This is a genomic window from Faecalimonas umbilicata, assembly GCF_004346095.1.
In the GTDB taxonomy this organism is placed as follows: domain Bacteria; phylum Bacillota; class Clostridia; order Lachnospirales; family Lachnospiraceae; genus Faecalimonas; species Faecalimonas umbilicata.
This window is the reverse complement of record NZ_SLZV01000011.1, coordinates 43,924-65,100: the sequence shown is the minus strand read 5'-3', so window position 1 is coordinate 65,100 and position 21,177 is coordinate 43,924. Positions and strand designations below refer to the sequence as shown.

At 44.9% G+C, this 21,177-nt stretch carries 17 protein-coding genes; 15 read left to right on the top strand and 2 right to left on the bottom strand.

All coding sequences use genetic code 11. The features are described from left to right. Positions 1-22 precede the first annotated feature (22 nt). Complete coding sequence (locus EDD74_RS06645) at positions 23-2,098, top strand: zinc ribbon domain-containing protein (protein WP_116441891.1); 2,076 nt, start codon at positions 23-25, stop codon at positions 2,096-2,098. Between the two features lie 22 nt (positions 2,099-2,120). Continuing rightward, positions 2,121-3,173, top strand: a complete 1,053-nt coding sequence (locus tag EDD74_RS06640; RefSeq protein ID WP_116441892.1) for a threonine aldolase family protein — start codon at positions 2,121-2,123, stop codon at positions 3,171-3,173. A gap of 118 nt (positions 3,174-3,291) precedes the next feature. Here EDD74_RS06640 and EDD74_RS06635 read toward each other — a convergent pair whose 3' ends face one another. Beyond that, positions 3,292-3,864, bottom strand: a complete 573-nt coding sequence (locus EDD74_RS06635) for a xanthine phosphoribosyltransferase (RefSeq protein WP_008976065.1) — start codon at positions 3,862-3,864, stop codon at positions 3,292-3,294. A 194-nt stretch (positions 3,865-4,058) separates the two neighbouring features. Between EDD74_RS06635 and EDD74_RS06630 the strand changes: the two genes are divergently transcribed. The 13 genes from EDD74_RS06630 to rnhA all read left to right on the top strand — a co-directional run bounded on the left by EDD74_RS06630 (position 4,059) and on the right by rnhA (position 16,835). Then, positions 4,059-4,829: an FAD binding domain-containing protein gene (locus tag EDD74_RS06630; RefSeq protein WP_008976064.1), complete on the top strand. Its 771-nt coding sequence runs from the start codon at positions 4,059-4,061 to the stop codon at positions 4,827-4,829. 2 nt (positions 4,830-4,831) lie between these two features. After that, entirely contained in the window at positions 4,832-5,293 is a 462-nt protein-coding gene (locus tag EDD74_RS06625) for a (2Fe-2S)-binding protein (RefSeq protein WP_016440323.1), read from the top strand. Then, a complete protein-coding gene (locus tag EDD74_RS06620; protein ID WP_116441893.1) occupies positions 5,293-7,566 on the top strand; it encodes a xanthine dehydrogenase family protein molybdopterin-binding subunit in 2,274 nt (757 codons plus the stop codon). Before EDD74_RS06625 ends, EDD74_RS06620 begins: the two co-directional genes overlap by 1 nt. Beyond that, entirely contained in the window at positions 7,566-8,930 is a 1,365-nt protein-coding gene (yqeC, locus tag EDD74_RS06615; RefSeq protein ID WP_116441894.1) for a selenium cofactor biosynthesis protein YqeC, read from the top strand. The genes EDD74_RS06620 and yqeC overlap by 1 nt, the downstream gene beginning before the upstream one ends. A gap of 48 nt (positions 8,931-8,978) precedes the next feature. Then, positions 8,979-9,491, top strand: a complete 513-nt coding sequence (locus EDD74_RS06610) for a GNAT family N-acetyltransferase (RefSeq protein WP_009262658.1) — start codon at positions 8,979-8,981, stop codon at positions 9,489-9,491. A 131-nt stretch (positions 9,492-9,622) separates the two neighbouring features. Beyond that, positions 9,623-10,117, top strand: coding sequence for a MogA/MoaB family molybdenum cofactor biosynthesis protein (locus EDD74_RS06605; RefSeq protein ID WP_116441895.1), 495 nt, complete (start codon positions 9,623-9,625; stop codon positions 10,115-10,117). Beyond that, on the top strand, positions 10,114-10,962 hold the full coding sequence (gene yqeB, locus EDD74_RS06600) for a selenium-dependent molybdenum cofactor biosynthesis protein YqeB (RefSeq protein WP_116441896.1): 849 nt from the start codon (positions 10,114-10,116) through the stop codon (positions 10,960-10,962). Before EDD74_RS06605 ends, yqeB begins: the two co-directional genes overlap by 4 nt. Positions 10,963-11,007: 45 nt before the next feature. Then, on the top strand, positions 11,008-11,502 hold the full coding sequence (locus EDD74_RS06595) for a precorrin-2 dehydrogenase/sirohydrochlorin ferrochelatase family protein (RefSeq protein ID WP_116441897.1): 495 nt from the start codon (positions 11,008-11,010) through the stop codon (positions 11,500-11,502). Next, positions 11,474-12,352: a hydroxymethylbilane synthase gene (hemC, locus tag EDD74_RS06590; RefSeq protein WP_008976057.1), complete on the top strand. Its 879-nt coding sequence runs from the start codon at positions 11,474-11,476 to the stop codon at positions 12,350-12,352. Before EDD74_RS06595 ends, hemC begins: the two co-directional genes overlap by 29 nt. Further along, positions 12,330-13,856 (top strand): uroporphyrinogen-III C-methyltransferase, encoded by a 1,527-nt coding sequence (cobA, locus tag EDD74_RS06585; protein WP_116441898.1) that lies wholly within the window; start codon positions 12,330-12,332, stop codon positions 13,854-13,856. The genes hemC and cobA overlap by 23 nt, the downstream gene beginning before the upstream one ends. Then, entirely contained in the window at positions 13,850-14,578 is a 729-nt protein-coding gene (locus EDD74_RS06580) for an MBL fold metallo-hydrolase (protein ID WP_116441899.1), read from the top strand. Before cobA ends, EDD74_RS06580 begins: the two co-directional genes overlap by 7 nt. Before the next feature lie 74 nt (positions 14,579-14,652). Then, positions 14,653-16,368, top strand: coding sequence for a MutS-related protein (locus EDD74_RS06575; protein ID WP_116441900.1), 1,716 nt, complete (start codon positions 14,653-14,655; stop codon positions 16,366-16,368). Then, positions 16,359-16,835: a ribonuclease HI gene (rnhA, locus tag EDD74_RS06570; RefSeq protein ID WP_008976053.1), complete on the top strand. Its 477-nt coding sequence runs from the start codon at positions 16,359-16,361 to the stop codon at positions 16,833-16,835. The genes EDD74_RS06575 and rnhA overlap by 10 nt, the downstream gene beginning before the upstream one ends. A gap of 62 nt (positions 16,836-16,897) precedes the next feature. Here rnhA and EDD74_RS06565 read toward each other — a convergent pair whose 3' ends face one another. Then, positions 16,898-21,151 carry an EAL domain-containing protein gene (locus EDD74_RS06565; RefSeq protein WP_116441901.1) on the bottom strand — a complete coding sequence of 1,418 codons (4,254 nt, stop codon included), beginning with the start codon at positions 21,149-21,151 and terminating at the stop codon, positions 16,898-16,900. Positions 21,152-21,177 lie beyond the last annotated feature (26 nt).

Sequence of the window (21,177 nt, the reverse complement as noted above, 5' to 3'; positions counted from 1 at the left end):
GGATATGAAAGAGGGAGCATGTATGGGAAAAAGGAAGAAAATAGAAAAACAACTTGCAGTGTATAAGAAAATGCAAAAAGGCTTTCTGCATATTCTGTTGATTGTTCTTGTCTGCTTTGGGATGGTACAGATGGGAGAACTCCAAGAAGTACAGGCGGCAAGATCGGATCTGATGACTCTGGAAGGAGAGAAAGATGTTGTTGTAATCCTCACTTATGATAAGGAGGCGCCGGAAGTTTCTATCACGGATCCTTCCGGGAAGGTGTATGCAAAAGAGAGTGATTTTGCGGCGGTACAAAAAGGGCAAGGGGCAGTTTATTATTATCTGCGAAATGCACCGGGAGGCACCTGGTACATAGATTACGATAAAAAGTCAAATAGCAAACTGGAAGTCCATGTCATGCCGTGGTATCAGGAAGTGGAGATACGATCTTTTGTGATGGAAGCGCCCAAAGAAGAGCGGATTCGAATTCAGGCAGAGGTGACTGCAGAGGAAAATATCGGATATACATATTATATTTATGCAGTGACGATGAACGGGGAGATGGTTGACGGGAAGAAAGAACTGAAAAGTGGTAGCGGTATAGCAAACCAGAAACTGGAAACAGAGGTAGATATTTCTTCGCTGCCCGATGGAGAAAATTATCGGTTGCAGATAGATGCAGTGGTCACAGATACTGATGAGACGGAACTCACCACATCGGCAGTTACTGGAGAAGGCTTTTCTGTGAAAGGACATACAGCAGCAGGTGACGGGGCAAAACTTCGCACCGTACTGGACTATACAGACAGTGCACTGGAGATCGACTGGACCAATGCGGAGGAATCCTGTGACCAGTGGGTGATCGGTGTGTTTCAGGGGAAAGATACAAAGGAACCTGTTTATGCAGAACAGCTTGATAGGGACAGCAAAGCGACGACTGTCAGCATTGATCTGGATGGAGAGGATCTGAAAGTAGAATTGTCCGCTATGAGCAATGGAAAAATCGTGGCTAAATATGATAGGATGATCTCATTAAATCCAGGGGTGACAGTTACGATTGACACACCCGAGCAGACCGGATCGACAACGGCAGAAGTTTCGTATGATGTTGGCGATAAAAAGGTGCAGGCAGAAATAGCAGTAGGAGAAAAGTCACAGAAGGTTCAGTGGGAAAAGAACGGAACAGCTGCATTTGAAATTGCAGATATGGAAACGCAGGAAATCTGTGTTGTCTATGGATGGGAAACCGGAAGTTTTTACCGGATATCCAGACGGATCAGCACAGATGTTGTACCGCCAATGCTGGAGCTTTACGGAGTGGACGAGAATATCCGAGTAAAAGAAAAGATGCTTCCGCTTTCTGGGAAAACAGATTCGGATGCTACTTTGAAAATAAATGGCAAAGAGCAAAAAATTGGGAAAGATGGGACATTTCAGATTTCCCTCAAACTAAAAAAAGGAGAAAATGCAATCACACTGACTGCAGCAGATCCGCTTGGGAATCAGACATCCAGAACGATTCTTGTACAATATCAGAAGGAGGGTACAAAAGGGGAAAAAGCACCGCTTCCGGGAGACTTCTGGATTTTGGGAGGAACATTTGTTACCACGTTTCTGTGTGCGTTGCTCATGGGGATATTTGGAATCGTTTCTGGCAGAAAAGGGGGAAATATAAGAAAAATCTTTGCAGTGGCAAAAGGCTTTTGTGTCTGTGGAATATTGGGAGGGATGGCTGGCAGCGGCTGGTATCTGTACCGTTACTGGAAACTGACAGAGAAGATTTCAGGGAAAAATCTGACCGGAGTATTAAAGGCGGCTCCGGTATCTGATTTGACAAAGGTATTGGAACAAAGGCAGGAGTGTCTCAGGCTTTTATGGATTCCGGCAATGGCAGCGGCAGTCTTTTTGCTTTTGTTCGTCCTTCTTATCATTGGAGAAAGGGCAGTCCGAAAGGCACAGGAAACTCATAGAGAAAAAGCAGAACGAAAGAAAGCACAGAGAGAAGAACAGAAACAGAAAAAGAAAGAAGAAAAAGAACGATATTGTCCGTATTGCGGGGCGAAAAATTCTGCTGCGAGTAAATATTGCGGAAAATGCGGAAAACTGATGGAATAAAGAATACAAGGAGGAAAAAGAAATGCAGCAAAAAATTCATTTTGAATGTGATTACACGGAGGGAGCGCATCCGAAAATTTTGAAACGTTTTATGGAGACGAATATGGAACAGACAGTCGGATATGGAGAAGATCCTTATTGTCAGAAAGCGGCAGAACTGATCCGCGGACTTTGCAAAAAAGGGGAGGCGGCAGTCCATTTTCTTGTAGGGGGAACGCAGGCAAATCTGACAGTGATTTCAGCGCTCCTTCGCCCGCATCAGGCGGCAGTGTGCGTGGAAACCGGACATATTAATGTCCATGAGACAGGAGCAATCGAGGCGGTTGGGCATAAGGTGATATCCGTGTCGGGAAAAAACGGAAAACTGACGGCAGAAGATGTGGAGCGGGTATATCGATTACACTGGGAGGATGCCACTCACGAACATATGCCACAGCCAAAACTTGTCTATATTTCTAATCCGACAGAGATTGGAACAATTTATACAAAAGCGGAACTGGAAGCGCTGCGAGCGGTATGTGATCGATGCGGGCTGTATCTGTTTTTGGATGGAGCAAGACTGGGATATGGTCTGGCAGCGGAGGATAATGATCTGGATCTGGAAAGCATTGCGGCAAACTGTGATGTGTTTTATATCGGAGGGACGAAAATGGGAGCACTCTTTGGAGAGGCCGTTGTGATCTGTAATCCAGAACTGCAGGAAGACTTCCGCTATCTGATCAAACAAAAAGGCGGTATGCTGGCGAAAGGGCGGCTGCTTGGAATCCAGTTTTTGGAGCTTCTTCAAGATGGTTTGTATTTTGATTTGGGCGAACATGCGGTGAAACTTGCACAAAAACTTAGAGAAGGTTTACTGAACGCAGGTTACAAAATGCAGGACAGTACGACAAACCAGCAGTTTGTGATCGTTTCGGATGAGGAATTGAAAAAAATAGAAGAGAAATATTGTGTATCTTATATTGAACGGATCGGAGAAGATCAAAATGTGATACGAATCTGTACAAGCTGGGCAACAACGGAAGAAAACGTAGAACAGTTTCTCCGTGATGCAGAGCAGATAAAGAAAGCGCTTTAAAACAACTCCATAGGAAGCATGTTCCTTTCTATGCTTCGTTAAAAAAAGAATCTCCCATAGAAATCACGGGTGTTTGCCAGACCGTGTCTGGCAAACATCGGATGTATGGGAGATTCTTCTAATTACGGAATGTCAGTGAAGTGTCTGTCATGGAATCGATGATTGCCAGCGATTCTAAGTGAACACCCTGAGAGCGGATCAGATCGCCGCCATTTTGCATTCCTTTCTCAATGACAACTCCTGCACCTTCGATCGTAGCGCCGGAACCTTTTACAAGATCGATCAGCCCTAACATTGCACAGCCATTTGCAAGGAAATCGTCGATGATCAAAACGTGGTCGTCCTCATTTAAAAATTTCTTGGAGAGGATGACATCGTAAGTACGTTTGTGCGTGAAGGATTCTACTTTTGTGTGGTAGACTTCCCCGTCGATATTGATGCTCTGTGTTTTCTTTGCAAAGACAACAGGAACACCAAAATATTGTGCGACGATGCAGGCAATCCCGATCCCGGAAGCCTCGATCGTGAGAATCTTCGTGATCTTATCGCTTGGAAATCTTCTTCGGAATTCCTTTCCAATCTCATTGATCAGATCGATATCCATCTGATGATTTAAAAAACTGTCTACTTTTAATACATTTCCCGGTTTGACAACACCGTCTTTTAAGATTCTTTCTTTTAAAAGCTGCATGGTATAGTTTCCCTTCTCTTCGGTGATTTTTTGATTTATAAATCATCATACCGCAAGGGACGAGGATTTTCAACAAAAAATAACTGGAAAACAAAAGAAATTACAAATTGTGATATGAAGTAGAATGTGATAAAATAAATCTGTATGTAATAAAATGACGAAACAGCAAGGGAAATGCTGGAAGGAGGATTTTTTTGATAACGATAAACAGTTATGTAAAGCCGGAGAGTCTGGAAGAAGCATACGAGCTGAATCAGAAGCGTGCGAACAGAATTCTTGGAGGAATGATGTGGATGCGGCTCGGGAGCGGACGGGTACAGACTGCGATCGATCTGTCCGGCATGGGATTAGATCAGATAGAAGAATCAGAAGAGGAATTTAAAATCGGGTGTATGTGCACTCTGAGACAGCTGGAACTGCATAAAGGGATTAACCAATATACAGATGGGGCAGTAAGAGAGTGTGTAAGACATATTGTAGGCGTACAGTTCCGTAATCAGGCGACAGTCGGGGGAAGTATTTTTGGAAGATTTGGATTTTCCGATGTTCTGACATGTTTTCTGGCGATGGACTGCTATGTAGAATTGTATAAGGGTGGAATTGTACCGCTCAGAGAGTTTGTCTGTCAGAAGAGAGATCGCGATATTCTTGTGAATGTGATTATTCGAAAAGATGTAAGAAAGATCCGCTATGTTTCTTCCAGAAGAACGAAGACGGATTTCCCGGTAATTGCCTGTGGTGTGGCAAAAGCAGGAGAGGAATGGCAGGTATCGGTTGGAGCCAGACCGATGAAGGCAGTTCTTGTGACAGAGAAAGCTGATGAGAGAAATGCGGCTGAAATTGCAGAAAAGCTGACAGAGCAGGTTACATTTGGCAGCAACATGCGCGGAAGCAGTGAATACCGGAAAGCACTTGCAAAGGTTCTGATCCGCAGACAGATAGAAGCATTGATGGAGGAGTGTTAGAGATGGAAGTAAAGTTTATATTAAATGGGAAACAGACTACTGCCGACATCAAGGAAGATACCGTTCTACTTGATCTGCTTCGGGCAAAGGGCTGTTATAGCGTAAAATGCGGATGCGAGACGACAAACTGTGGTCTTTGTACGGTCTGGATTGATGGAACACCTTCTCTTTCCTGCTCTGTACTTGCGGCAAGAGTGGAAGGAAAAGAGGTAACAACACTGGAAGGCCTTCAGGAAGAAGCGGCAGAATTCGGTGCATTTTTGGCAGCAGAGGGGGCAGAGCAGTGTGGATACTGTTCACCTGGATTTATTATGAATGTACTTGCGATGGTGCGAGAGTTAGAAGATCCGACGTTGGAAGAAGTAAAGGAATATCTGGCGGGAAATCTGTGCAGATGTACCGGGTATATGGGACAACTCCGCGCGATCAAGAAATATTTAGAGATGAAAAGGGGGACGAAGTAGTGAGTTTTGTAAATACAGCAGTGCCAAAGGTAGATGCTCCGGCACTTGTGACCGGAAAGCCGGTGTACACAGATGATATCGCACCGAAAGACTGTCTGGTCGTAAAGATTCTGCGAAGTCCTCATGCACATGCGCTGATCGAGGAGATTCAGACGGAAAATGCAAAAAAAGTTCCAGGGGTGGAATGTATCCTTACTTACAAGGATGTTCCGGATAAGCGTTTTACAATGGCAGGGCAGACATACCCGGAGCCAAGTCCATATGACAGACTGATCTTAGATCAGAGAGTACGGTTTGTCGGCGATGCGGTGGCAATCGTCGCTGCGGAGACGAAGGAAGCGGCAGAACGTGCGATGAAACTCATCAAAGTCAAATATGAGGTGTTAGAGCCGGTACTTGATTTTCATCAGGCAAAAGACAATGCGGTTTTGATCCACCCGGAGGAAAACTGGAAGAGTCTTTGTCCGGTTGGTGCAGATAATAAGAGAAATCTCTGTGCCTGCGGAAAAGAGGAGCATGGAGATATCGATGCAGTTCTCGATGCATGTGACTATGTAGTGGAAGGAACTTATCATACAAAAGCAAACCAGCAGGCAATGATGGAGACATTCCGCACATATACTTATATGGATACTTATGGAAGATTAAACGTTGTCTCCTCAACACAGATTACGTTCCATGTCAGAAGAATTCTTGCCAATGCACTGGATATTCCAAAATCAAAGATCCGTGTCATCAAGCCACGTATTGGAGGAGGCTTCGGAGCAAAGCAGACAGTTGTGACAGAAGTTTATCCTGCAATCGTGACGATGAAGACCGGAAAGCCGGCAAAGCTTGTCTACACGAGAGAGGAATCCCAAATTGCTTCTACGCCGCGTCATGAAATGGAAGTGAAGGTTCGTGTCGGAGCAGACAAAGATGGTATCATCAAAGGAATTGATGTCTATACACTTTCCAACACTGGAGCATTCGGTGAGCATGGACCGACAACCGTAGGGCTGTCAGGACATAAATCCATTCCACTTTATGGAAAGACAGAAGCATTCCGGTTTGCTTACGATGTTGTTTACACAAATGTGATGTCTGCCGGGGCATATCGTGGATATGGTGCCACACAAGGATTATTTGCAGTAGAGTCGGCAGTCAATGAACTTGCAGAGAAGATGGGGATCGATCCGGTTGCCCTCCGAGAGAAAAATATCGTGACAGAAGGTCAGGTGATGCCTGCGTACTATGGAGAAACAGCAAACAGCTGTGCGCTTGATCGTTGTCTGGAAAAGGCAAAAGAAATGATGCACTGGGATGAAAAATTCCCGGCAAGAGATCTTGGCAATGGGAAAGTCCGCGGAGTCGGTGTTGCGATGGCGATGCAGGGATCCTCAATCTCCAATGTGGACAATGCTTCTGTGGCAATCAAAGTCAACGATGATGGGTTCTACAGCTTGATGATCGGCGCTTCCGATATGGGAACAGGATGTGACACAATCCTTGCACAGATGGCGGCAGACTGCTTGGACTGTGAAATGGAAAATATTATCGTATCCGGAGTAGATACCGATGTATCTCCGTATGATTCCGGATCTTATGCATCCAGTACGACATATCTTACCGGAATCGCTGTGATGAAGACGTGTGAGACTTTAAAAGAAAAAATCCTGGCAAAAGGAGCTCAGTATCTGGAATGCAGCCGGGAAGAAGTCGATTTTGACGGAAAGAAGGTATTCTGCTTAAAGGATGGAAGAGAAATTTCTCTGATGGAGATTGGAAACCGCATTATGTGTAACAATGAGGATGCACTGTTTGCTTCTGAATCCTATTCTTCTCCAGTATCTCCGCCGCCGTTTATGGTCGGCATGGCAGAAGTGGATGTGGATCAGGAGACAGGAGAAATTGAGCTGGTAGATTACGTTGCAGTGGTAGACTGTGGTACAGTTGTCAATCCGTCTCTTGCAAGGGTACAGACAGAGGGCGGAATCGCGCAGGGAATCGGAATGGCTCTCTATGAAGATGTTGTATACAGTGAGAGTGGAAAGAATTTCAGCAATTCTTTTATGCAGTATAAGATTCCGAGCCGACAGGATGTAGGTACGATCCGTGTAGAGTTTGAGAGCAGCTATGAGCCAACCGGTCCGTTTGGTGCAAAATCCATCGGAGAAGTTGTGATCAACACCCCATCTCCGGCAATTGCACAGGCAGTATACAATGCATCCGGGGTTCGTGTGAAGGAACTTCCAATCACTGCGGAGAAAGTATACTGGGGTATGAAAAAATAGTGAAGATTCATGTGATTTTATTGGCGGCTGGAAACAGCCGCCGCTTTGGAAGTAACAAGCTGTTAAGTCTGGTTGAAGGAAAGCCGATGTACAGCCATCTGACCGAGAAGATTGAAAAGATTGCAGAGAGTCTTCCAATCGGAGAAAAAGTGCTTGTGACGCAGTATGAGGAAATTTTTGAAAGCATGAAAAAGGCACGATGGACGGTTGTTAGAAATGATGCACCAGAGGAAGGCGTTTCCTGGTCAATCCGACTTGGAATCCAAAGCATTTTAGGCAAAATCAGAAAAGGCGATGCAGTCAGCTTTTTTGTCTGCGACCAGCCATTTCTGAAGATGGAGACGATCGTTTCTTTTTTGAGCGGATATGTAGCGAGCGGAAAAGGAATTGGATGTCTGACTTATAAAGAACAATGGGGCAATCCTGTTGTATTTTCAGAAGTTTACTTAAAGGAGTTGCTATCACTGTCTGGGGATGTTGGAGGGAAAAAGGTGATGAAGCAGCAGTTGCAGGATACCTTTTTCGGAGAAGCGGCATCCAGGCAGGAGTTGGAAGACATGGACTATGCACCGGGAAGCAAAATGTGTGAGCATACAGATGTGTGGAAAATCAAGCAGGGAGATCCTGTTTTTTTTGGCAGCCTTTGCGATGCAGTCGGGATTTTGCCGGGCAGAGATAAGATTATTTCTGTTGTCGGGGCGGGAGGAAAGACGACAACCTGTTACCGCCTGGCAAAGGAATTGGCGCTGCTTGGACAAAAGGTCATTGTCACAACGACAACACATATGTGGAAGTCTACAGAGGACTTTGTGGAGTGGAATGCAGAAAGCGAGTATGGCTCTTCCACTGATTTTTTTAGAGATTTTGCAGAGCGGCTGGAGCGGAAGCGGATCCTGACAGTAGGTGTTTCCTGCGAAAATGGAAAAATCTGTGGCATCCCTTCCGAAAGTTATGAAACGCTGTGCAGTCTGGCAGACGTACTGATCGTTGAGGCAGACGGGGCAAAAGGGAAGGATATTAAAATCCCTGCCGCACATGAGCCGGTGATCTTTCCGGGAACAGATATTGTGATAGGAGTGTTGGGATATCCGGCAGTTGGCCACTCCATCGAGGAGGCAGGTTTTCGTCCGGAGATGCTAGCAGCATTTCTCAGGAAAGGAACAGAAGAGAAAATAAAGTGGGAAGACCTTCTGTATATCGCGGGAAGTGATGAAGGTTTGAAAAAGAATGTGAAAGGAAGCTACAAAGTCCTGATCAACCGGGTTCCTGCCGGGAGATTTCCGGATGGAGGCCCGGAAGAGATTATATTTTGCGAACAGATCGGGACAGTATCAGAAAAAACGATAGAGCAGATTAGAAATTAGAGACTGGGCAGTCATTTTCCGTTTAAATTTGCAAAGGGGAGAAAGAGTATGATAGAAAAGGAGATATCTTCAGAAAGACTTCATTATCGAAAAATTACAGAGAGCGATGGGGCAGCGCTGCATGCCATTTTATCGGATCCATTGATCGCAGAGCCTGCCGGATATCAGGCGCTGGGATCAGAGGAGGAGTTTCATGAGTTTTTTCAAAATTTAGTGGAAGATGAGAATGGAATTGCAATCCTTCTGGACCAGAAGGTGATTGGCTATTTTCGTATTTTTCCTGAAAAGATGGAAGAAGAGCCTTATAAAGGAAAAAAGTGTGCAGGAGTCGGATTTGTTCTGGGAAAGGAATACCATATGCAGGGATACGGCACAGAACTGCTCCGGTTTTGGACAAAAAAGATTAAGCAGGAGTATGATTATTGCTTTGCGGATGCATTTACAGATAATCTGGCATCCAACGCATTGATCAGAAAATGTGGTTACACCTATTTTGAAGATTATACGATGTATTTTGAGAGACTGGGCAGAACGATGACCTGCCATAGTTATGTGATATAGATTGGGAGTTCTCGTGAACAAAGAGAGAATGGAAAAAGAACATAAAAGTATTTGAAAAATAGAAAAATCACGAAAGCAATCGTGATATTTATATAGATATAGAATCGATAGAAAAGTGAGGAGGAGTTCAGATGAAAATAAGAGTTGCTGTAATTACAGCCAGTACAACTGGATATGCAGGGAAGCGGGAAGACATCAGCGGAGCGAAAATCTGTGAGATTGTGGAAGAAGCCGGAATGGAGGTCACATTCAAAAAGATTCTGCCGGATGACAGAGAGACACTTGCAAAAGTGATGGCGGTGATCGCGGATAGCCAGATGGCAGATCTGATACTGACAACCGGTGGAACGGGATTTTCCAAGACAGACTGTACACCGGAGGCGACAACTGATATTTGTGAACGGCTTGTTCCGGGGATTCCGGAAGCAATGCGTGCGGCAAGTATGAAGTATACGAAACGTGCAATGCTTTCCCGCGCGGTGGCAGGGATCCGGAAGGAGACATTGATCATCAATCTGCCGGGAAGTCCCAAGGCGGTAGAGGAAAGCCTTGAGGAGATTTTGGAGGAAGTGATTCACGGCGTGGAGATTTTGACTGGACAGACTGCGGAGTGTGCGAGAAAATGAAAAAATTCATAGAAGGAGAGCGTCCGCTTCGTGTGTTGATCAAAGGGGCGGGAGATCTGGCAAGTGGGATCGCAGTTCGCTTATATCACAGTGGATTTCAGGTGATCATGACAGAGACCGGTGAGCCGACGACAATCCGCAGATACGTGGCGTTTTCCAGAGCCGTCTATGAGTCTGAAGCCGAGGTGGAAGGAATTATTGCAAAGTGCGTATCGACAAAAGAAGCGCTGGAAAGCTGTCTGGAGCAGCAGAAAGTCCCGGTCATCACAGATCCGACTTGTGTGCATATGGACTGGTATCAGCCAGATGTGGAGGTAGATGCGATCCTTGCAAAGAAAAATCTTGGAACGAAGCTGGAGGATGCTCCCATTGTTATCGGAGTCGGTCCTGGATTTACAGCCGGGATGGACTGTCATTTTGTCGTGGAAACAAAGCGGGGACATGATCTTGGAAGAGTGATCACAGAAGGAGCGGCAATTCCGAATACTGGAGTGCCGGGGATGATTGCAGGTTATGCAAAGGAGCGGTTGATCTGTGCTTCCGGGGAAGGAAGATTTGAACCGAAGGCAGAGATTGGTGATTGCGTAGAGAAAGGACAGCTTGTGGCAATGTGCGGAAAGAATCCGGTCTATGCACAGATGAGTGGAATGATCCGTGGGATGCTCCCGGAAGGAATTGTTGTATCAAAAGGAATGAAGTGCGGGGATATTGATGCGCGCAGGGAATACGCTTACTGCTTTACGATTTCTGATAAAGCAAGAGCGGTCGGAGGTGGTGTCCTTGAGGCAATCCTCCGTGGAAGAAAGCAGATTGCAGAAAATAGAAACAGGGCACTTGATGCATGACATCCAAAGGGAAATTGCGCGAAAAGGGAGAACAGGAGAAGCAAAATGAGTTATTTTCCAATGTTTATAGATATAGAAGGAAAGCATATCCTCGTAGTCGGGGCAGGGAAGATTGCACTCCGGAGGGTGCAGACATTGTTGCAGTTTCGTGCGCGCATCAAGGTGATTGCAAAAGAGATCCCGAAAGAACAAAAGGAGGCATTTCATCTGCTTGTATCTGAAGGGAAAATTGTATTAGAAGAAAAAGCATTTGAAGAGAGTGATCTGACAGAAGCATTTTTTCTGGTGCTGGCGGCGACAAATGTAAAAAAGCTAAATCATGAGATTTGTATGCTGTGCCGTAAGCGGAAGATTCTGGCGAATACTGCAACGGACAGAACCGATTGTGATTTCTATTTTCCGGCAGTGGCAGTCCAGGAGGAACTTGTGGTGGGAATTACGGGAGATGGAAGTGATCACAGGAAGGTTGCAGAGACGGCAGCAAGGATAAGAAAAGTTTTGGAGATGGAACATGAAGAGAAAAATCAGAGTAGGCAGTAGAGAGAGTAAGCTGGCAGTAGTACAGTCGGAGATGATCATACAGGAACTAAAAAAGTTACATCCGCAGTTAGAGATAGAATTGGTGACGATGAAAACGACCGGAGATAAGATTCTTGACAGAAGTCTGGATCAGATCGGAGGGAAAGGACTTTTTGTAAAAGAACTGGATCGCGCACTTTTAGATGGGGAAATTGATCTGGCGGTGCACTGTCTGAAAGATATGCCGATGGAGACACCAGAGGAACTTCCGATTCTTGCATATTCCAGGAGAGAGGATCCGCGGGATGTACTTGTGCCTGCAAAAGGAAAAGAAAACTGGAATGGTCAGGGTGTGATCGGGTGTTCAAGTTTCCGGAGAAGGATACAGCTACAGAAGTTATACCCGGATGCAGAAGTCAGAGGGATCCGAGGTAATATCCAGACACGACTTCAGAAACTGGACAGCGGACAATATGATGTCCTTGTGCTTGCGGCAGCAGGATTAAAGCGACTCGGACTCGAAGAGAGGATCGAGCGGTATTTTTCTCCGGAAGAGATTCTTCCGGCAGCAGGGCAGGGGATTCTTGTCGTGCAGGGAAGAGAAGAGATGCGGGAACTTGTGAAAGAACTTCAGCCTGAGGAAATGGAAGTGATCGCTGAAAATGAGCGGGCATTTGTGCGAAGGCTGGATGGCGGGTGCAGTTCTCCGGTGGCGGCATATGGAAGAATACAACAGGATGAATTGGTTCTGACTGGCTTATATTATGAAGAAGATACAGGAAACTATGTAATTGCGACGAAGCGGGCAGAGGTCCGGGCGTCAGCACATTTAGGATGGGAGCTTGCGGATGAATTACGAACAAAACACTAAGAAGCAGGGGAAAGTATGGCTTGTCGGAGCAGGACCGTCGGATCAAGAACTTCTGACTGTCAAAGGGAAACGTCTGCTTTCGGAAGCAGATGTCATTGTCTATGACAGACTTGCAGGACAGGGTGTGCTTACTTATGGGGCAGAACATGCAGAATATATTGATGTAGGAAAACATTCTGGGAATCACCGGGTGAGACAAAGTGAAATCAACCAGATTCTCGTAAGAGAAGCAATGGAAGGGAAAAAGGTTGTCCGTTTAAAAGGCGGCGATCCGTTTGTGTTCGGGCGCGGCGCGGAGGAGGCGGAAGAACTAAAGAAGGCGGGAATTCCGTTTGAAATTGTTCCGGGAGTGACATCGGCAGTATCGGTTCCTGCATATCAGGGAATTCCGGTCACACACCGGGATGCTGCTTCTTCGCTGCATATTATTACGGCACATAAAAAGGAAGGGCATGAGCCGGACGAGATTCCATTTCGGGAACTGGCAGGTGTGAAAGGAACGCTGGTGTTTCTGATGGGAGTCTCTACACTGCCGTTTTTATGCGCAAATCTAATCCGGGAGGGAATGGATCCGCAGACACCTGCGGCAATTTTGGAGCGGGGAACGACAGCAAGACAGCGGAAGATCACAGGCACCTTGGAAACTTTAGAAACACTTGCAAAAGAGGCAAAGATTCAGACTCCTGCGATTATTGTTGTGGGAGAGGTATGTGCCTGCAGATCATTGGAATGGTATGATAAACGACCATTGGCAGGAATGAAAATCATGGTGACAAGACCGAAGGAGCAGAGCAGCCGTCTGGCAGGAATGTTGCGGGAAGAAGGGGCGGAGGTGTTGGAAGCGCCTGCAATCCGCATTGTGCCGGAGGTGGAAAACGAAAGAGTTTCGCAGGTGCTTTTTCACATCCAGAAATACCAGTGGATCGTGTTTACCAGTCCGACCGGTGTAGAAGTGTTCTGGAACGCCTTGCGGCAGTATCGCGTGGATGTGCGAAGCCTTTCTCACCTCCGGATCGCGGTGATTGGAAGTGGAACTGCGCGCGCGTTGGAAGCACATGGAATGTATGCGGATCTGATGCCGGAGATTTATGATGGAGAGCACCTTGGAGCAGCACTTGGGGAGGTACTTTCTGATGAACATATTTTGATTCCGCGGGCAAAGATTGGAAATCCGGAGTTGATCCGTGAGATTCAAAAGAGAAGCGAGGCAGTCATAGAAGATCTTCCGATTTACGATACGCATTATGAGGCATATGGATTTATCAATTACCAGGAAGAATTTGAGCAGGGGAAGACCGATTATGTGATGTTTACAAGTGCATCAACAGTAAGAGGTTTTGCACAGGCGGCAAAAGGGCTTGATTTTTCCAAAGTACAGGCGCTTTGTATCGGGAAACAGACAAAGGCAGCAGCGGATCACTATGGCATACAGACATTTATGGCAGAGCAGCCGACACTGGAGGCAATGGTGGCGCTTGCAAAAGAAAGGAAGAAGACATGGTAAAGATTACTTATATTTCTCATAGCTGCTTTGCGGTGGAGCTGGAGCACAGCGTACTTGTATTTGATTATTATCAGGGGGAACTTCCACTTTGGGATCCGGAGAAAACAATCTATGTGTTTGCAAGCCACAGACATTATGATCATTTTTCCAAGGAAATCTTTCGGTGGACAGAGCAGTATCCAAAAATCCAATACATTTTATCCGATGATATTTCTGAAGCGTCATATGATGCAAGTGAGATTTGCAGATCCGATTTGACAAGAATCGCACCGAATCAGACAGAGACAATTGGAAATTGTGTAATAGAAACATTCCGTTCCACAGATGAAGGAGTCGCATTTCTTGTGTCGTGCGAAGGAAAACTTTTTTATCATGCAGGGGATCTGAACTGGTGGCACTGGGAAGAAGAATCTACATTGTACAACGAAACAATGAAGGAAAGATACCAGTCAGAGATCGGAAAATTGAAAGAAGCATTGTCAGGGAAGACGATCGATGCAGCATTTCTTGTACTGGATCCAAGGCAGGAAGATGCATATGCCCTTGGAATGGAGCATTTTCTATTGGAAATCCCAGTGCAGTTTGCGGTTCCGATGCATCTGTGGGAGGAGTATGCGCTGGCGAAACAGTATGTGGAAACTTATGGACAGACACATGAGAAAACAAGATTTTGGTGTGTCAGCGGCAAAGGGGAAGAAGTCATTTTGCCAGAAGAAGCGTAGGGAAAGTAAAAACTGTCTGAGAACAGCATAGAAAAAGCAGGATCTGTTTGTAGAGAGAAGGAAGGAGGGGTAGTATGGGACAGGATATTTTATTGCTTTTGATCATTTTTGTGCTGATCATAGTATTTTTGTATCAGATTGCGGCAAATGCCAAGAGAAGAGAGCGATATTTAAAGAACACATGGAAAGAAGCGTGGGGTACTGCTTCGGAGAAAGAATATGACCGTACAAAGTATGAGTCCATTTCTCATTATTTTCAGCAGCTGCTGCGAAAGGGAAAAATCACAGAGCCGTATGTAGATGATATTACATGGAACGATCTGGATTTGGATGAGGTCTATCAGGTGATGGATCATACAACTTCCTCGGTGGGAGCAGAGTATCTGTATTATCTTCTGCGGACTCCGGTGCTTTCGGAAGAGAAATTGAAGGAACGAGATCGCCTGATGGAGTTTTTCACCAAAAATGAGGAAGAGAGACTCCGCCTGCAATATCTGTTCTATGAGATCGGAGGAATGCCGAAATATTCTGTGAGCGATTATATTGACCGTCTGGAGGATGTCAGACGTGAAAAAAACAGCAGACATTATCTGGCAATTGCAGCGATTGCTGTCGGAGTCGGTGCGCTGCTGGCAGCTCCCGGGGTTGGGATGATCTTGCTTATAGCGGCGGCAGTTTGGAATATCAAAAGTTATTTTGTGAGAAAAAGTGAGATTGAACCATATATCGCCACCTTTTCTTATCTGATCCGGGTTCTTCGGGCAGCAGAGGCATTGGGGAAGGAAAAAATCCCGGAACTACAGTTTTATCTTGACAGGCTACATAAGATTCGGGAAGAAATGAATGTATTTCTAAAACATTCCCATGTGCTTGTGGCAGGGAGAGGTGCGACTGGATCGATGGTCGATGCAGTACTTGATTATATCCGGATGTTGTTTCATATTGATTTGATCAAATTCAATTCGATGCTGGAAATGGCAGAAAAACATAGAGGGAAAATTGAAGAAGTGATCCAAATTATCGGATATTTGGACAGTATGATCAGTGCGGCATCTTTCCGTACATTTCTTCCTTATTATGAGAAACCGAATTTTACAGAAGGAAAGAAGGCGGAAATCTGTCTGGAAAATGTATATCATCCACTGCTGGCAGATCCGGTGGCAAATTCTGTTATAGCGCACCGAGGGATTCTTCTGACTGGATCCAATGCATCTGGAAAATCTACTTTCTTAAAGACCGTGGCAATCAATACGGTGCTGGCGCAGACGATTTTTACCTGCCCGGCGGCAAAATATGAAGCGCCGTTTTTTCAGATCTATTCTTCGATGGCTCTGCGTGACAACTTGCAGGGGAATGAAAGCTACTACATTGTGGAAATCAAATCATTGAAAAGGATTTTAAATCATGTAAACGAGGATGTTCCGATGCTGTGTTTTGTGGATGAGGTACTGCGTGGAACGAACACTGTCGAGCGAATCGCGGCTTCCGCACAGATCTTGAAAAGTCTTGCAAAAGAAGGTGTGATTTGTTTTGCGGCAACACATGATATTGAATTGACACATCTGCTGGAGAACTGCTATGACAATTATCATTTTCAGGAGACGATCATGGATGAGGATATCCTGTTTGATTATTGTCTGCAAAAGGGGAGAGCGGTATCACGCAATGCGATCAAACTTCTTCGGTTGATCGGATATGAAGATCGGATTACAGATGAGGCAGAGAAAATGGCAGAAGAATTTTTAGCAACGGGGAACTGGACCAGACAGGAGGAAAGAATATGCATGTAAAGATTTATACAGATGGGGCAGCCAGAGGAAATCCGGACGGACCGGGAGGATACGGAACTGTGCTCGAGTATGTAGATAGAAAAGGAGAGTTACATACAAGAGAACTGTCCGGTGGTTACAGAAGGACAACGAACAACCGGATGGAGCTGATGGCGGTGATCAAAGGATTAGAAGCGCTGAACCGTCCGTGCAGTGTTGAGTTGTATTCGGATTCCAAATATGTGGTGGATGCGTTTAATCAACACTGGATCGATGGATGGATCAAGAAAGGCTGGAAGCGCGGGAAAAATGAGCCGGTCAAAAACGTGGATTTGTGGAAACGGCTTCTGACAGCCAAGGAACAACATCAAGTTACTTTTATCTGGGTGAAAGGACATGATGGACATCCGCAGAACGAGAGATGTGACACACTGGCGACGACTGCGGCAGATGGGACGGATCTTATGATAGATGAAGGGGTTTTGTAAAGAGTTAGAAAAAGAGGGATGGCGGACAATGCAGATGCAAAGTCGGACCATCCCTCCTTTTTCTATGGCGAGGTTTTGAAATCTGTTTCTGCCGGCATGAATCTGGATTCGAATTCGGAAATGGGCATCGGTGCTCCAAATAAGTATCCCTGTGCAGAAGGACATCCCATAGAGGTAAGGAGTGCTGCCTGTTCTTCATTTTCGATGCCCTCAGCGATGACTTCTACCGGAAGTTCTTTGCACATTTGAATTACATGCTTGATGATCGTCTGATTAGATGCTCTGAAACACAGTGTCTGAATTAGACTGCGGTCAAGTTTTAGAACGTCAAAATCCATGTAGGTGAGAATGGACAAGTTTGTATATTTTGTGCCGAAATCATCGAGGGCAATTGTGAATCCGGCCTGCCGCAGCTGGTAGCTGAGTGTCAGGAGAACATCGCGATCTTTCTCTTCGATCGTCTCGGTGATTTCAATTTGGATCAAAGAAGGTGAAATTTGGTAAGTGTGTACCAGTTCAAGCAGAGAAGGAAGGATTTCTTCTTCCATCAGTGTAATTCTAGAAAAATTGATGGAAATAGGAAATGTTTTACGTCCTTCCTGTTGCCAGCGTCTGAGAAGACGGCATGCTTGTTCTAAAACAAATAGATCGATATAGCGGATTAGGTGCTCTTTTTCTAGTGGTGGAATAAAAAAATCAGGTGCTATCAAGCCACGTTCCTCGTGGCGATACCGGATCAATGCTTCAGCTCCGATAAGTTTTCTTGAGGAGAGATCTACTTTGGGTTGAAGATAGATGAGGAATCGTTCTTCTTTTAAGTCGCGCAATGTTTGTTGCAGGATAGTAGGACGATGCCGTTTGGCAAAATAAGGTGTTTCCATGTAATATTTTTGCTTTTCTTCCATCATCGAATCTTCTGCAAGAGATTTGAGTATGGAAAAATCTACTTCTTTTTGCATCCAGTGGTAGCCAAAGGAAATTCCGTCATGTCTCAGAACGATGGGATCTGCCTGTAATAGTGAAATCTGTTGATAAAAATATTTGCCGGAAGCATTTTCGCAGATAATACAAAATTCATTTCCGCTGAGACGGAAGTGATAGGCATCTGGGAAATATTCTCGAAAAACACGAGCAGTGTCCAAAAGTACCTGATTGCCAAAGGAATATCCCATCGTATTATTAATCTGTTTGAAACCATTGATATCCGCAAGCACAAGCCCTACGGAGGAGAGTTCTTCAAAGTGCCGTTTTTTAGTATAAGAAGAAAAACTTGCAAGATTGTAAAGGCCGGTTAGTGCATCATGCCAGAAGTTATAGTCTAGTTTTTTCTCCGCATCGATACTATGCAGCCGATTTGTGAGAAGATGGCATACCAGACGAAGAAAATGTAACTCATTGCCACAGGTATGCGGGTTGGATAAAATCAGGCAGGCATTTTTAGGGTGTTCAGCGGAGAAAGAAAAACCAAGCATCTGCCGGATTTCGTAACGTTCCAGAAGCCGCATTTCCTCCGGATAGTTTGGGCGGAGCATTTCAATATCCGGGATGTGGATGATATCATTTGTGTAAAATAAGTCCTGAATAAATGCGTATTTTTCAATTTGAGTCAGCTGGACCAATGCACTTTGGGAAATAGAGTTTTCGTAATGCCAGAGGCATTTGAAATGATAAGAATTTCCCGTATGGGTAGGATGGATCAGACAGACATCATCCGCCTGATAAAATTTGCCAAGTGTTTGCGCGGTCCCTTGAAGGATTTCTTTTGTTCCGGACAGAGATTCCAGCAGAGAAGCATATTCTGTTAATGCGATAGAAAATCTTTGCTGGATTCCGTTCAATTTTAGATCGGTAATATCGATCGCAAGTTCCATTCGTACTTTACGGTGATTCCATGTGATAAATTTATCTTTGAGCAGGTAATCACGGTTCAGGAGTCGGTGATGGTGTTCCCAGATGACCGGCTTTTGATCCAGAAGGTGATTTGTGCAAAATGGGCATGGTTTATGTTCTCCTTGAAGTACTTCGTAACATTTTTTTCCGATGGGATCATTGCCGGATAATCCTAAAATGTCACGGACTTGCGGGGAAACATAGAGGAGCTCATAGGTGTATGGATCACTCAGATATGTAATATCCTCCAGATTTTCGATCAACGCATGGAAGATTTCCTCGGACCATGCAGAATCTTCCGGTTCCATAACAATTTCACTTCTGGTAATACCATTTTGTTCAGGTAGATGCATGACTGAAGTATAGAAGGTAAAACAGTTGCGCCCACGAGCTTTTGAGTGATAAAGAGCGATATCCGCTTTTTCATACAGTACTTCAAAGTCAAATCCATAGTTCGATGTGAGGCAGATTCCCATACTATATGTAAGAATACCGCGGAAAGGTACTACAGTATATCGAAGTTTTTCTAACTTTTGGATCAGAAAGTCTTTGGAAGGGATATTTTTGATGAAAGCAATGAATTCATCTCCGCCGATTCGCCCGATGATATCATCTGAACGGAAATGCTGCTGAATTCGTTTTGCCGTTTCTTTTAGCACCTTGTCTCCGCAAGCGTGTCCATGGAGATCATTGATCTTTTTAAAGTGATCAAGGTCAATGATGATAAATGCATGGCAGGCATCGGGAGAACTTGCTTCTAATTGGCTGCGGATCAATGTCTCAGCAGCTCCCTTGTTATATAGCTTGGTCAGAGGATCCAGCCGGGAGGCGTTTTCAAGAGTCAGCCGCTCTCTTTTTGCTGCATCAATGTCATGTAAGTAGAGAAGACAGCGGATATCTCCGGAAACAGGGTCTTTCATCATATGGGCAGTTGTTTCCACCCAGCAAGTCTTTCCGAAATTCGTCAAATGACGATATTCTAATTTGAGTTCCTGAATCCCGTTGGCATAATTTGCAAGAAGATTTTTACGCGAAAAAGTTTCCAGAAATTTGGGATAATCTTCCCGATGAATATTTTTGATTCCTTCGACTCTTAGATATTGGTCATAAGAGCGGCAGAGGTGTTCCATCAATTCTTGGGTATTCATCTCAGAGAGGGTGTCGATGATACCTTCGGTCAGGTTGATTTCTGCGTAAAACAGAGTATCTGCAAGCAGAGCACGTCGGTAAGTTTCTTCTTTGAGATAAGCATATTCCATTTCTTTATGCTGAGTAATATTTTCCACGACACCAATGGCACGGACCGGTTTGTGCTGACCATTGAAAACAGTTGTCATTGTGATCGTATTCCAGTAATATTTTCCGTCTGCTGCTAAGATTTCTACGGTGCAGCTGCTGTGAGGACTTCCTTGCTGGATTTCTCTGTACATGGAAAGAAAAGCGGCAGCATGTTTGCGAGGAATGATCTTAGAACGCACAAAACTTTCCGGAACATCATTCATGATTTCCGGCAGTCCATAGAGGTGCATTGTTTCTTTCGAATGGACCACTTGTTTTTTTTGAATATGATAGTCAAAGATCACACTTTGTGTCTGTGTGACAGCAATCCGAAAACGCTCCTCGTTGATAGCAAGTTCCTGTTCAGATAGTCGGCGCTTTGTGATATCGATGATGACGCAATTTAAAGTGGGAACTCCTTTCCGGGAATGGCTGAAGGCACCGTTTGTCAGAAGATAGCGTATGGAACCGTCCTTGTGAAAAATTCTTTGTTCAAATTCAAAATGAGATTCTTGACTTCGGTAAGTACGCTCGATGATTTCCATAATAGACGTTGCATCCTCAGGAAGGATCGTGGCAATTAGCTTGTTGCCCAGTTGTGTCTGCATTTCTGCAGAAGTGTATCCATATAGCTGATAGAAGCTATCGTTTCCATAAAGAAGTGTGAAATCCTGATCCATCAAAATTTTACAGACTCCACCGGGAATGTTTTGGGTAAGTTCACTCAGCTCTTGCTGCAGTTCAATGGTATCAGTGATATCCAGACAGATACTTGCTACAAATTCGGAATTTTTATGGAAAAACTTCTTTCCTTGACCGATGACCCAGATAAAAGAACCATCTTTTTTTAACATTCTATATTTAATTTCGTACGTCTGGTCTTCGTTTAGAGCAGACAAAACAGTGTCTGTTGTATACTCCCGATCATCTGGATGGATGCCGTTGATCAGTTTATTTTTAATAAACGTACAATATTCCTCGCGGCTCTCAAAGCCAAGAAGGTGCAGCAGTTGATCGCTGATGAAATGAAAAGGGAATCCTTCTCCGGTATAGCCGCAGAGGAGTCCACCGGAAATTGAGCCTTTGAGAAACTCAAAAAGATCCTGGTGGAGCAGGCTGGAGAGGGAAGAAATCTGATGATCTGTCATGGGTATTGCCCTGCCTTTATTTGTTA